Origin of the sequence: Bradyrhizobium sp. SPXBL-04 (genome assembly GCF_051853035.1) — a bacterium.
GTDB lineage: Bacteria > Pseudomonadota > Alphaproteobacteria > Rhizobiales > Xanthobacteraceae > Bradyrhizobium > Bradyrhizobium zhanjiangense.
In genome coordinates this window covers 2472486-2485382 of the sequence record NZ_CP182472.1, presented here as the reverse complement: position 1 = coordinate 2485382, position 12897 = coordinate 2472486, and the positions used below count along the sequence as shown (strand labels likewise).

At 61.3% G+C, this 12897-nt stretch carries 7 protein-coding genes and 4 pseudogenes; 2 read left to right on the top strand and 9 right to left on the bottom strand.

Features of this window, described 5'->3' with window-relative positions; all coding sequences use genetic code 11:
• Window positions 1-95: 95 nt before the first annotated feature.
• Together ACNJX8_RS11405 and ACNJX8_RS11400 are read right to left on the bottom strand one after the other, a co-directional pair.
• Window positions 96-680 (bottom strand): annotated as a pseudogene (locus ACNJX8_RS11405) (IS701 family transposase); the annotation flags it as partial.
• A 252-nt stretch (window positions 681-932) separates the two neighbouring features.
• A pseudogene (locus tag ACNJX8_RS11400) lies at window positions 933-1090 on the bottom strand (IS701 family transposase); the annotation flags it as partial.
• Window positions 1091-1970: 880 nt separating this feature from the next.
• On the opposite strand from ACNJX8_RS11400, the gene ACNJX8_RS11395 reads away from it, so the two are divergent.
• Window positions 1971-3296 (top strand): DUF3422 family protein, encoded by a 1326-nt coding sequence (locus ACNJX8_RS11395; RefSeq protein WP_439360682.1) that lies wholly within the window; start codon window positions 1971-1973, stop codon window positions 3294-3296.
• Between the two features lie 138 nt (window positions 3297-3434).
• On the opposite strand, the pseudogene ACNJX8_RS11390 reads toward ACNJX8_RS11395, so the two are convergent.
• Window positions 3435-3756 (bottom strand): annotated as a pseudogene (locus ACNJX8_RS11390) (DUF736 domain-containing protein).
• Between the two features lie 484 nt (window positions 3757-4240).
• Window positions 4241-4495: pseudogene (locus ACNJX8_RS11385) on the bottom strand (transposase); the annotation flags it as partial.
• Between the two features lie 587 nt (window positions 4496-5082).
• On the opposite strand from ACNJX8_RS11385, the gene ACNJX8_RS11380 reads away from it, so the two are divergent.
• Window positions 5083-6330, top strand: a complete 1248-nt coding sequence (locus ACNJX8_RS11380; protein ID WP_439360681.1) for a DUF418 domain-containing protein — start codon at window positions 5083-5085, stop codon at window positions 6328-6330.
• Window positions 6331-6648: 318 nt separating this feature from the next.
• Here the strand turns inward: ACNJX8_RS11380 and ACNJX8_RS11375 are convergent, their stop codons facing one another.
• The 5 genes from ACNJX8_RS11375 to ACNJX8_RS11355 are packed head-to-tail and all read right to left on the bottom strand — an operon-like array spanning window position 6649 to window position 12875.
• Window positions 6649-8148 carry a CoA-acylating methylmalonate-semialdehyde dehydrogenase gene (locus tag ACNJX8_RS11375; RefSeq protein ID WP_439360680.1) on the bottom strand — a complete coding sequence of 500 codons (1500 nt, stop codon included), beginning with the start codon at window positions 8146-8148 and terminating at the stop codon, window positions 6649-6651.
• Window positions 8149-8190: 42 nt separating this feature from the next.
• A complete protein-coding gene (locus ACNJX8_RS11370; protein ID WP_439360679.1) occupies window positions 8191-9705 on the bottom strand; it encodes an ABC transporter ATP-binding protein in 1515 nt (504 codons plus the stop codon).
• Between the two features lie 40 nt (window positions 9706-9745).
• Window positions 9746-10672, bottom strand: coding sequence for an ABC transporter permease (locus ACNJX8_RS11365; RefSeq protein ID WP_439360678.1), 927 nt, complete (start codon window positions 10670-10672; stop codon window positions 9746-9748).
• A 4-nt stretch (window positions 10673-10676) separates the two neighbouring features.
• Window positions 10677-11753 carry an ABC transporter permease gene (locus ACNJX8_RS11360; protein ID WP_439360677.1) on the bottom strand — a complete coding sequence of 359 codons (1077 nt, stop codon included), beginning with the start codon at window positions 11751-11753 and terminating at the stop codon, window positions 10677-10679.
• Window positions 11754-11762: 9 nt separating this feature from the next.
• A complete protein-coding gene (locus tag ACNJX8_RS11355; protein ID WP_439360676.1) occupies window positions 11763-12875 on the bottom strand; it encodes a BMP family ABC transporter substrate-binding protein in 1113 nt (370 codons plus the stop codon).
• Window positions 12876-12897 lie beyond the last annotated feature (22 nt).

Here is a 12897-nt window from a genome sequence, read left to right as displayed (position 1 = left end):
CACAATCTCTGTACCGGGTAGACCGCATAGCGACGGTCGACCGCTATCCGCGTGGGCCGACCGGGTTGAACTTGAGGTTCGAGCCTTTGCCGGTGGCCGAGCTCGTTCTTGGCGGTTTCGAAGCTGTCCTCGATAGCCCAGCGATGGCCTTCCACCGACACCAGCTTCTGCATGGACGAGCCCTTGGGGACACCATGTGGAGAAGAAGGCCAAGCTGGCGTCACTAACGTATCAGAAGGCTCCGCGTCCATTCTCCGGCAAGGTCGACGTTGTATTCACCAGCGTCGAGATCGGCCAACTCAAGATAGGCTCAGTCGTGCCAGCGCGGACCTTTGGTCCCTTCGCCGGACGCCGAGCGGTGCCAGGCCTTCTTGGGAAGGCTCTGCGCGATCGCGGAGGCGGTGCCGGCGACAGGCTGCTTGCCCCAGGAACGGAACACGTGATTGGAAGCCCCCAAGAACATAGCCTTTTCCCGCCTTGCGCAGCAGGGTTTCGATCTCACCTGTGCCATACACGCTTTCCGCCGCCACGAACGAGAACGGCACCTTTGCGGCGATCGCGCGAGCGACCATTCGACGCGCGATCTTGGGCTTCATCGCAAAGCCCACATCGCTCGGGACATGCGCGGCTTTCAGGCGAGCGGGGTCGTCCGTCCATTCCTTTGGCAGATAGAGCGCCCGGACTCGTTGTTGCCGGTCGTCTTGAAGGTGCCGATGGCCGCCATGGTAGTTCTCCTTGATCTCTGTTTTCCGACCCCGCACCTTGCGGCCTCGATGGTGATCGACAGGCCGGAGGCGATCGAGGCGCCCCCCGCGGGGGCTCGACAGCAAAGGAGTAACTTTCTTGCTTCGCGAGGAATGACGGCGCAGCCGGCAGGGGATGAACGTTGTCACGCCGGGCGATGCGGCGGATTTCCTTGGTCGACAAGCGGATCAAGAACGATGCTTCGGTCGAGGCCGCGGTCGCGTTTTTTTGAGCGATGGTCCAGTGTTGGCTCGATGACGGATGTCGGCCGTCATGGCGAAGGCCAGCATGACGAGTGAGACATGGCGATGCCAGCCATGCCAGGGCGGCTTTCGTTGTGGTCAAGGCTGTTGCGCCATAGGCGATCGAGGCTTCCGGCTTTCGGCCAGATCCATCCGTCGAAGAGGCCGTTCGCGCGCTCGATCCGAAACAGAGCTGACTTCAACGAGAACCTGGCGATCCTCGTGTCCCGCAAAGACTGGCAAGCGAATTAAACGGAGACCGGATCTCGGCCGCGTGGCTACGACGGATCAAAACCTCCGCGACCGCACTCGAGCAATACGCCCGCCAACTCGAGTCGGCCGTACTTGTGATCCGCCGCTATTCGGTCGATCGCTCACGACATTCGCCACGTATCTGCCTCACTGCGGTCGAGCCGCGGCGCTTGCACTGCCCTGAATGTCACCTTCAAAAGACGATGACGGCGTGCGCTCCGGCAGCGTGATCACGTCAACCTCACGCGACGTGACGTTATCAGCCATCGGCCAAGCCTTGCCCGGCTGGTCCGGGCGCGGTCAGTCGCCGGCCTCTGCATGGACAAATCCGTCCACAGCATGGCGTCTCAGATAATCTAGCCGCCTGGCGAGCGATCACCGTGCGAAGCAGGCAATTTCCTGTGGCCTGCGCCACGTACGCATCCTGTCAGAATACAAGCGCGCTTCATGTCTGAAACCCGCCTCCAACTGTCTTCGAAAGCCACATTGCGCCAAAGGACGCGAGCGTGCCCCTTCTACAGTGCTGGCCCAAATCCTGCACCGCTCTCCGCGTCAGGGCGGCGGCAGCAAGATGGGAGTCGTGTTTGGGCCTCGATCTGTCAATCGACAATATGGTTGCCGCACCGGAGGTCGCCTGTCTGCACCTCGCTGGGGGAACGGAAGACGCTCCTGCTTGCCACGGCCTCGCGCGGCTGACGGTTGCTTGCTCATCCTGAAGAGAGGCGTCAATACATGGTCGATGAATTGGATCTGCGAACCTTCACGCCACATCCGCAACGCGACGCCGTGCTCGGCGAAGTGCACGCGCGCCCTTTCACGCGCCTTGTTTCGCCATTCAGCGTGATCCACTTGGCTTTTCTTGCGCAGGGTGAGGCGGCCACAAGCGATCGCTGCCGTTTTATCGATTTTTGCCTCGAGCGCAATCTTCCGCCACCTGAGCAATCGGCGAAACTTCATCAAATTGTCATCGGGCCCGCTACGCTACGCTGGGAGCAGCATTCGGAATTCACAACATTCACCTGGATCTGGAGTAACACAAATGGTTCTGCCGCAGACCGATTTGACAAAGTTGATGGTACCGTCCGATCGCTGATCCGCGCGTTGCGTCAGACCGGACAGTTGCTGGTCGCGATCAGGCTAGAAGTGGAGCAGGACCCCTCGCCGACCAGGCGCGCCGAACAGGTTTTTGACAAGAACAGCCTGGCCATGGTTGCCACAAAGAGTGGCGCAGGCGTTGCCGCCTCAGACTTCCGCGTAGACGAAAAAGGCTTTACGAAAATCCTCGTCTGCGACCTCGGATTGACGTCGCACGATCTCGGAGCGCTGGTACAACGGCTCCTGGAGATCGAGACCTACCGTCCACTGGCGCTGCTTGGCCTGTCGGCGGCCCTTGAGCTTGCACCTTCCGTTGATCGCATCGACCGCCGTCTTGTTGAGGCGCTCGAAAAAATGCAAAGCGGTGAGGGGCTGCAGTTCAACAACCATCTGCTTGCCGAGCTGACGGCGCTGGCCGCCTCCTTCGAAAAAGGCGCGACCGGCAGCCTGTTTCGCTTCGGCGCCAGCAGGGCCTACAACGAGCTAGTCCAATCGCGACTGTCCATCATTGAAGGAAACGATGTCTCGGGTTATCCAACCTGGTCGTCGTTTCTGGCGCGCCGCATGGCGCCCGCAATGCGAACCTGCGCGACCCTAGAGGATCGTCAGGCGGCTCTGTCGGTCAAGCTCGCGCGTGCCGCCGATCTGTTGCGAACCCGTGTCGACGTCGAAATCGAACGACAACATCGTGACCTGTTGCAGGCTATCAACGAGCGCGCGAGACAGCAACTTCGGCTGCAGTGCACGGTCGAAGGATTATCAGTCGGGGCGATAGGATATTATGTGGTCAGCTTGTTTAGCTATCTTGCCAAGGGCGCGCATGACGTCGGACTGCGAGTAGAGCCCTCGTTCCTGACCGCAGCCTTCGTGCCGATCGCAGTCGGCGTGATCTGGCTGGTGAGTTACAATGTCCGAAAGAGACACCTCAAGCACGACAACGCGCCCTCGGTTGCTTGCGACTGAAGCTCCTTAAGGGAATCAGTGCGTCCATCCTGCGAAGCTCGCATGGTCGTGGTGCGACGCTGCCGCAAGATCGCGGCCGGCTCCTGCGCAAGGTAATGCCCCGCCCGGACTAACCGGGCGAGGCATTTTTGGATTGGGTCAGTCGCCGTTGCGACGGCTGGGGCGGGACCAGATCAGGCTGAAGCCCTCACCTTTCTCGTCGGCGAAGAGGTTGGCGAAGATCGGAGCGGTGAAGGTCGGATCGTCGAGCTTGAGACTAGTCGCGGCCCTCGTTGGATTGCTTGGTCGAGGCGGCCCCGATCTCCACACGGCCGACATAGATGCGGTGGCTGGGGGCGTTGTCGCCCGAGCGGCTGGTCTCGGGGACGATATGGACGTTCCTCGCCTGCAGCGAGAGGGTGGCGATTTCGCCGTTGAACTCGTTGTTGCCGGTCTTCTTGAAGGTGACGATGGTCGCCATGGAAGTTCTCCTTGATCTCTGTTTTCCGAGCCCGCACCTTGCGGCCTCGATGGTGATCGACAGGCCGGAGGCGATCGACAGCGCACCCCGCAGGGGCTCGACAGCAAAGGAGTAACTTTCTTGTTCGCGAGGAATGACGGCGCAGCCGGCAGGGGATGAAAGTTGTGTCGCCCCTGTTGCGCCATAGGCGATCGAGGCTTCTTAGCCGGCCTTCGGCCAGATCCACCCATCGAGGAGGCCGCTTCGTGCGCTCGATCCGAAACAGAGCCGTCATGGCGCCGCCGGCAGGAGTCGTACCTCGCAGCCCGTTGCAGCCGGCGCTTGGGACATCGTTGTCTTTACCAGCCGTTGGCTGAGCTGCTAAGGTGCATTGCGACTTGGGATGATTGAGTGAGGCGCCATGACGGAATTCACGGGGCGTAACCTGCATCTGGTGAAGAAGGCGCTCCGCATTGCGCTGGTAGCGATCGAGCGGCAGCCGGGGCTTTGAGAGCAGCTCGCGAAGGGCGCCCGCGTCGAACATCTGCTCCGCCAGAAGCTTCTTCAGCTTCGCATCCTTCTATTGCGCCTTTAACCCCTTGGCCTCAGAGACATCCATGCCGCCGAATTTGGCCTTCCAATTATAGATCGTCGTCTGGGAAATCCCATGCTTGCGAGCCAGGTCAGCCGTCTTCGCGCCAACCTCATGCTCCTTCAATACCGCGATAATCTGCTCTTCTGTGAACCTTGCTCGCTTCATCTGTCCGTCCTTCTTCGGGCCGGACTCTAACTCCTTCTGGAGGAAGTTGCATTGTCATATGCAAGTCGCACAAGATGAACGTCATCAAGAGTCCCGGCGATCAAGCGTTCCGCTAAGTATGCGACGTAAATCCAAGAATAGTTGGCAGCGTAATGCTGCCCACATTAGTTCGTTGTCGTTGGTGTCGCTAAAGCAACAAATTCCAATTTTTGGATTGCTGCGGAGAACACCCTTAGTCCACCCCCTGGTGTCGATAAACTTCGGAACGTCTGGTTGGAAGAATCCTACCATCGGATCGTTCAAACGCCGACGTTCGGACAACCATAGATGCTGCTCCGTAATAGCAGAGATTTCGCGTTTTATGGTCTCGTCTTTTATCGAACGGTACCGAAATAACGCCCGCGGCAATACCGGGAGATCAAGTTGAGCCATTGGAGAACTTTCGCCAATCCAAGTTCATGTTTAATTACGCGCGCATTGGAAGTGAATCAATTTGGCACGGTTCGATTCAGCCCCCAATTTAGGTAGTTTGATGCGGCACGAGGCGGCATTCTAAATCTCTCCATCGGAAATGGGACAGTCCTGCAATGACCGGCGGAAACATCGGCTCGCGCACCGCGCCGGCGAGCGTCGCGCCTCCAAAGCCTATGAGCCCGTCGGAGCGGCTCGACGCGATTGACGTGCTGCGGGGCTTGGCCCTGTTCGGCGTGCTCGCCATGAACATCGTGATCGCATTTCGGGTCTCCGTCTTCGCGCCGCTCTTGCCTAACGCGGAGCCGAGGGGGCCGCTCGATGGGGCGGTGGCGGCTGGACTGACGGTCGCCGTCGGCTCCAAGGCGCTTGCGCTGTTCTCGCTTCTGTTCGGCGTCGGCCTCGCCATCCAATTCGAGCGTCTTGCTGGCAATGCACGGCGCATGATCTTGCTCGTGCGTAGGCTGCTGGTGTTGCTGGCGATTGGCCTGGTGCATCTCTATTTGATCTGGAACGGCGACATTCTCGTCGAATATGCGCTGGCGGGCTTCGTGGTGCTGCCCTTCCTCGGCGGCGCGCGGTGGCTTATGGCGGGTGCAGCCCTGCTGCTCCTGGGGCTCTACTTGACGATTCCGATGCTACCGCCGATCGTGCCGCTGCCGGGTGCAGCCGAGATGGCCGCTCTTGCCGCGGACGCGACGCGTGCGTACGGCACGGGCGGATTTTTCGATGTGCTCGAATTCCGGATCCGCGAGGTGCCGGCGATTTTTCCGTCGCACGTCATAGGCTTTCCGCGCACTGTCGCGCTCTTCCTGGTCGGCGCCTTCGCGTGGCGCAGCGGAGTTTTGCGTCGTCCTTCGGCGAACCGGCGCCTGCTGTTCGTCGTCGCAACCTTTGGCATTCTTCTCGGCGGCGGATTGAGTCTCGCGACAGCAGGACAAGAGCTCTTCGATTGGCCGTCGCTCGGGCGCGCGCGTTTTTCGGTGGAAGAGCTGGGGGCGGTCGTGTTGGCCCTGGGTTATGCGGCCGCAGTCATCGCCGCTGTGAACCTCTCGGGCGGGCAGAGGATGCTGGGCTGGGCGGCGCCGCTTGGCCGCATGGCGTTCACCAACTATCTGGCGCAATCTGTGATCTGCGGTTGGATCTTCTACGGCTATGGTCTAGGCCAATTTGGCCGCCTCGGCGTGGCCGCGACACTGGCGATCGGCATTTTCGTGTATCTCGCGCAGGTGGTGTTCAGCGCGTGGTGGCTGCGCCGCTATCGGTTCGGTCCTGTCGAGTGGCTCTGGCGCTCGTGCATGTATGGGGTACCGCAGCCGATGCGGGCAACGGTCAATTTAGCCATCATGCGCGCGCGACGATAGCAGATTGATGCGGGCCCAAGGTACCCAAGCTGTGTTCTGCTTCGAGCGGAAGCCGCCCAAGCGGGTACGGCTGGCTTTGGTCCGTGGCTGAACTTAGCTTATGTCGTCCCGTGTCTGCTTTGTTTTCGGGTCAGTCACCTTCGGAAAAGCGGGCTTTGACCTTTTGCGCGCTTGCGGAGGTTTGCGCAGTTGGGGCGACGAGCAACCCGTACGAGCGCTGAAAGGGTCTTGTGGCGGATGAAGTCGCCTGAAAAGAAGCGAGGGCCCGAGCCCTCGCAGTCAGGGAGGAAAGGAGATACAGACAACTCGATGGCACTGCTATGACATTGTCGGCATGACGAACTCGGCACCGGCTCGTATTCCGGTTGGCCAGCGGCTGGTGACCGTCTTCATTCGGGTGTTGAAGCGAACGCCTTCCGGGCCGTGCATGTGGTGGTCGCCGAAAATCGACGCCTTCCATCCACCGAAAGAGTGAAAGGCCATCGGTACCGGGATTGGAACGTTGATGCCGACCATTCCGACTTTGATCTGATGGGCGAACTCACGCGCAGAATCGCCATCACGTGTGAAGATGGAAGTGCCATTGCCGAATTCGTGTTCATTGATCATGCGCGCGGCTGTCGCGTAGTCCGGCGCTCGAACGACTGACAACACGGGTCCGAAGATCTCTTCCTTGTAGATCTTCATGTTCGGCTTGACATGATCGAAAAGGGTTCCGCCCACGAAGAAACCATTCTCGTAGCCCTGCATCCTGAACTTGCGTCCGTCAACTAGCAACTTTGCGCCCTCGGCGACGCCGGTATCGATGTAGCTCCGGACCTTCTGCAGGTGCTGTTTCGTGACAAGAGGTCCCATCTCCGCCTCGCGGTCGGTGCCGGGCCCGACCTTCAAGGCGCGAACATTGGGTTCGAGCGCGGAGATCAGCTTGTCCGCGGTCCCCTCGCCGACCGGCACGGCAACCGAGATCGCCATGCAGCGTTCGCCGGCGGAGCCGTAGGCGGCGCCCATCAACGCATCTACCGCCTGATCCAGGTCGGCATCGGGCATCACGATCATGTGGTTCTTGGCTCCGCCGAGCGCTTGGCAGCGTTTCCCGTTATTCGCGGCGGTCGAATAGATGTACTGCGCGATCGGCGTGGAGCCCACGAAGCTGATCGCCGCAATATCTGGGTGATGCAGCAGCGCATCGACAGCCTCCTTGTCGCCTTGCACCACGTTGAACACGCCGTCCGGCAAACCTGCTTCCTTCAACCACTCCGCCATGACGAGCGACGCCGAAGGGTCGCGCTCAGAAGGCTTCAGAATGAACGCATTTCCGCAGGCGAGGGCGACCGGAAACATCCACATCGGAACCATGACCGGGAAATTGAAGGGCGTGATTCCGGCGACCACGCCGAGCGGCTGGCGCGTAGAATAGCTGTCGACGCGGGTACCGACATTCTCGGTGAGTTCGCCCTTGAGGAGCTGCGGAGCGGCCGTGGCAAACTCGATCACCTCCATTCCGCGCTGAACTTCCCCGAGCGCGTCGGAGTGAACCTTGCCATGCTCGGAGACGATCACGTCCGCAAGCTGACCTGCGCGATCCTCAAGGATTCGCAGAAATCGATTGAGCACGCGTGCACGCCGTAGAGGCGTCGTGTCGGCCCACCCCTGCGCTGCCCTGCTGGCGGCGGACACCGCGTCCGCCACCACCGCCCCGTTGGCGGCCACAACACGGCCCGTCTGCTCGCCCGTTGCCGGGTTGAAGACCGGCAAGCTGCGTTCGGTGCCCCCCGAGACCTGCTTGCCATTGATGAAATGATTGATCTGCGTGACCACGAACGTCTCCTTTTTGTTTCTGATCAGACCCGCGCCCTCAAGTCAGGCCGCTTTCATTCCCGCCATGTATTTGCCGATCACGCGCTTATCGGCGCCCGCGGCTGACACTTCATGGACGATGCGACCCGCGCTCATGACGAGGACCCTGTCGACCAAGCCAAGCAACTCGTCGAGATCCTCCGAGATGAGCAGCACTGCGGCTCCGCCGTTCCGGGCCTCGAGGATCCGACGGTACGTTTCTTCGCACGCAACGAAATCAAGACCGAACGTCGGATTCGACGCGACCAGCAATCGAACGTCCTGCGTGAGCTCTCGCGCCAGCACAGCGCGTTGAACATTGCCACCGGATAGCGCGTTCATGCTTGCGTTCAGGCCAGGGGCCTTGACACGAAATTGTGCGACCAGCCTCTCGGCCTGCTCGGCGAGAGCGCCGTAGTTCATTGCGATACCACGGCAGAGCGGCACCCGATCGAAATTACGCAGGGCAAGGTTCTCGGCCAGCGACATGCGATCGATGCAGGCGTTCTTCAGGGGCTCTTGCGGCAGTCCATAGACGCCGAGGCGAGCGATTTCCTGTCGCGTACCGTTGAACGATGAGCCGGACACGGTCATCGTACCGCGGCGATCCCGTTGCCCCATCAGGGCCTCGACCAACTCCAACTGTCCATTTCCGGATACCCCAGCAATCCCGACAATCTCGCCTGCCCGCACCTCGAGCGAGAGATCTTTCACGGCGGGAAGGCCATTGTCGCCGTTCACGCGGAGGTCGCTGATGGAGAGGATAATATCGGACTTCGGCGGTGATTTCGGCGCGTGCTGCACCATCTTGCTGACGGGCTCTCCGATCATAGCTTCTGCCAGAGCGTCATCAGTCAAATCGGCAACGGCGCCCGTTCTCACCGACGCGCCTCGACGCAACACCGTCACGTCGTCCGCGAATCGGCGCACTTCATGGAACTTATGACTAATCAGGATAGCGCTGAGTTCGCCCGTCCGCGTCAGGCTGCGAACATAGCCGAGCACTTCATCGGCTTCTGCCGGCGTCAGCACCGACGTCGGCTCGTCCAGGACGAGCAGCTTGCGCCCCAGATAGAGCTGCTTGACGATCTCGGCCTTCTGCTTCTCGCCCGCGGAGAGCTGCGAGACGCGCACGTCGAGCGGCACTTGAAACGGAAGCTTCTTGGTGACTTCGCCTAGCCGCCTCAGCTCGCTTTGCCAGTTGATATAGGCCGGCAATCTCGCACCGCTGACGACGAGATTCTGCGCCACCGTCATCGACGGCACGAGAGTAAAATGCTGATACACCATGCCAATACCGAGCGCGTCGGCGTCCCTCGGCGAGCTCAGCCGATGCTCGCGCCCATCCACCTGGATGTGGCCCTCGTCCGGATGGTAAAAGCCAACCAGGCATTTGACCACCGTGCTCTTCCCAGCGCCGTTCTCCCCGAGCAGCGCGTGGACGGTGCCCGAGCGGATCAGCAGCGATACGTTGTTCAGGGCGAGGTTTGCCCCGAAACGCTTCGTCATGTTCTTGAGCTCGACTTGCGGAACGCTCATCGGACTATCCTCCGAGGATGAATGCTCGTCACGGCGCTTCTCACCGGTGCAGCTTGAGCTCGCCCGGCGCATCGGCGAACGGAGCCGCCCGCGACGTCGACGCCACCATGATCGCCAGCGTCAGAATGTAGGGAGCCGCATTGAACAGGTAGTAGTAGCCGGTCACGCCAATGCCCTGGAGCGCAGGACCAAGAGCGCCCGCCCCGCCGAACAGCAGCGATGCGCCCAGCGCGTTGATCGAACGCCAGCGCGCGAAGATGACGAGCGCGACGGCCATGATACCTTGACCACTCGACAGGCCTTCGCTCCAGCTCCCCGGATACGAAAGCGACAGAAAGCTGCCGCCGATGCCCGCGAGAAAGCCGCCCGCCATGGTCGCTATGATGCGCACCCGCAATACGGGAAACCCAAGCGCGCGTGCCGCATCCTCGCTGTCTCCCACCGTGCGCAGCATCAGCCCCCAGCCGGTCCTGTTCAGGAAGATATAGACCGCAAAAGCCAATGCAATTCCGACGAAGAACAGTGCGTTGACGTCCAGCGCAGCTCGCACCTGCGGTACGCTCGACCAGAATCCGAGTGCGATCGAGGGAAGCGGCGGCGCCTTGGGCTCGATCAAGGGTTTGCCCAGGAAGAACGCGAGGCCCGTACCCAGCACGATCAGGCTGATTCCGATCGCGGTGTCGTTGACGCGCTTCACACTGCACAGCAGGCCATGCAGGAGCCCGAAGGCCATTCCAGCGAGTCCCGCGGAAAGCACGCCGAGCCAGGGCGAGCCGGAGAGGTAGGAGATCGCGTATCCGGCCATGGCGCCGAGCATTAGCGTACCTTCGAGGCCTAGATTGATACGGCCCGATTTCTCGGTGATCAGCTCACCGATGCTCACGAAAATGAAGGGTGTCGACACACGGATCGCCCCACCCAGGATCGCGAGCGGCAGCGCAAGCCAGCCGATTGATGTACCGTCCATGCCTTTACCTCCGCGTCGTTTCTCGGAGTTGTTGCGCAATTGCATCCGCGACGAGGACGCAGACGAAGATCAGGCCCTGAAACACTAGCATTGTCGCATCGGGAAGTCCGAGACGTCGTTGCAACAGGCTGGCGCTTGCCTGCATGCCGCCGATCAACAGCGCGACAGCGACAATCGCAAGCGGCTGATGTCGCGCCAGGAATGCGACGAGGATGCCGCTATAGCCGTAGCCCACGATGAGTGAGGAGTTGGCCGTCCCCTGCACAGCCGCCACCTCGATGGCGCCGGCGATGCCCGCCATACCGCCTGCTACCACCGAGGCACCGATGATCCAGCGATTTACGGCAAGGCCAATCATCCTCGCGACCCGGGCACTTCCGCCGACCACCCGCAGCGCAAAGCCCCACCGCGTGTAGCCCAGCACGACGTGGGCGATGATGGCCAGCGAGAGGCTAACGGCAAGCCCCGCGTGAACGCCGACACCGGGCATCACGGGCAGCATGTAAGACGGTTCAACCGGGTGGGTCGATGGCTTATCGAGACTTGCAGGATCCCGGAGCAGGCCTTCCGTCAGATGATGAAAGATCGCGATTCCGATATAGGACAGCAGCAGACTGGAGATCGTTTCGTTGACGCCGCGGTATTGACGGAGCACACCCGCCAGACCGAACCAGAGCCCTCCGATCAAGGCCCCAGCCACCAACATGAGGAGTTGCATGGGAAGCGCGTGCGCTCCCGCGAACGGCAGCGTCACAACGGCACCTGCGAGCCCGCCGAGCACCAAGGCCCCCTCGCCGCCGATAATCACCAGCCCTGCTTGTGCGGGGATCGCAACGGCGAGCCCCACGAGGACCAAAGGAGCTGCGCGCGACAAGGTATCCTGCCAGGCGAAGCTGCTGCCGAAGCCACCCTGGACGATCAGACCGAACACCGTGGCGGGATTCTGTCCGTACAAGGCCACGAACGCCGCAAAGATGGCCGACGCGAGCAGTACCGCCAGGACAGGCAAGGCCACACTGAGTTGGGCTGCGTTTCCCAGCGGGTTCGAAGGCACGGATTCGATTCCGGAGATCGAAGACAAGAGCGCCTCCTAGACTTGGCCGATGATGCCTTCGACGAGATAATTGATGCCGTCGAGCGCACGGTCGTTGCTGCTCTGCATGACGCCGGCAGGGATGACGACGTTGCCCTTGTTGTCCTTGAGCGGTCCGCTGTAGATCACGCGCGTGCCGCCGATGAGGTCTGCCCGCGCCGTCTCGGCCGCTGCGCGCGCCTCAGGTGTAACGAGTTTTCCGAACGGACTGTTCGTGACGAAATGATCGCCAAGGCCGGCACGGAGATAGTGCTCGGGCTTCTTGCCGCCACGTACGCTGCCGGCATAGACGAGATACGGCGTAATCCAGTTCCACTCGGCCCCCGTGAGATAGCCGTTGGGAGCCACATCGGCCTGACTCGAGTGGTAGCCGCATGACATGACGCCGCGCTTCTCCGCCGTCTCGATCACGACCTTCGGGCTATCGACCTGGGCGGCGATGACGTCTGCCCCCTGGTCGACCAACGTGTTCGTCGCTTCCGCCTCACGCACAGGAAGCACCCAGTCGCCAGTGAAGATGACCTGAACCTGAATGGCCGGATCGACCGAGCGCGCGCCAATCGCGAACGCGTTGATGCTGCGCAGAAGATTGGGTGTCGGCTTCGCCGCGACGAGGCCGAGCTTCTTGCTCTTCGTCATGTGGCCGGCCACGATTCCCGAAATGTACTGCGCCTCGAAGATGTACGCGTAGAACGTGCCGATGTTCTCGGGCATGCCCGCCGCCCACACGCCGCCGGTGTGAGCGAAGGTGACATCCGGATACTTGGCCGCCATCTCTAGGACGTGCGGCTTGAAGTAGCCAAAGGACGTCGCCAGGATGAGTTGCGCGCCATCCTGACGGATCATGCCCTCCATGCTGCGCTGGGCCGCGATCGTTTCCGGAACGCGCTCCTCCTCGATCACCTTGATGCCGGGCAGCTTCTTCAGCGCCGCGGCGGCCTGCGCATGGGACTGGTTGAAGCCGTAATCCTGCTTGGAGCCGGAGTAGAGAACTCCGATGGTGAGCGGCGTCTCCGCACGGGCAACGGTACCCTTGAGAACGAATGGTGCGGAGCCGGCAGCGGCCAGCATCTGGAGCAGCGAGCGACGGTCGACAGGCTTCAAAGTCATGTTCCTCTCCGTTGAAGATTGC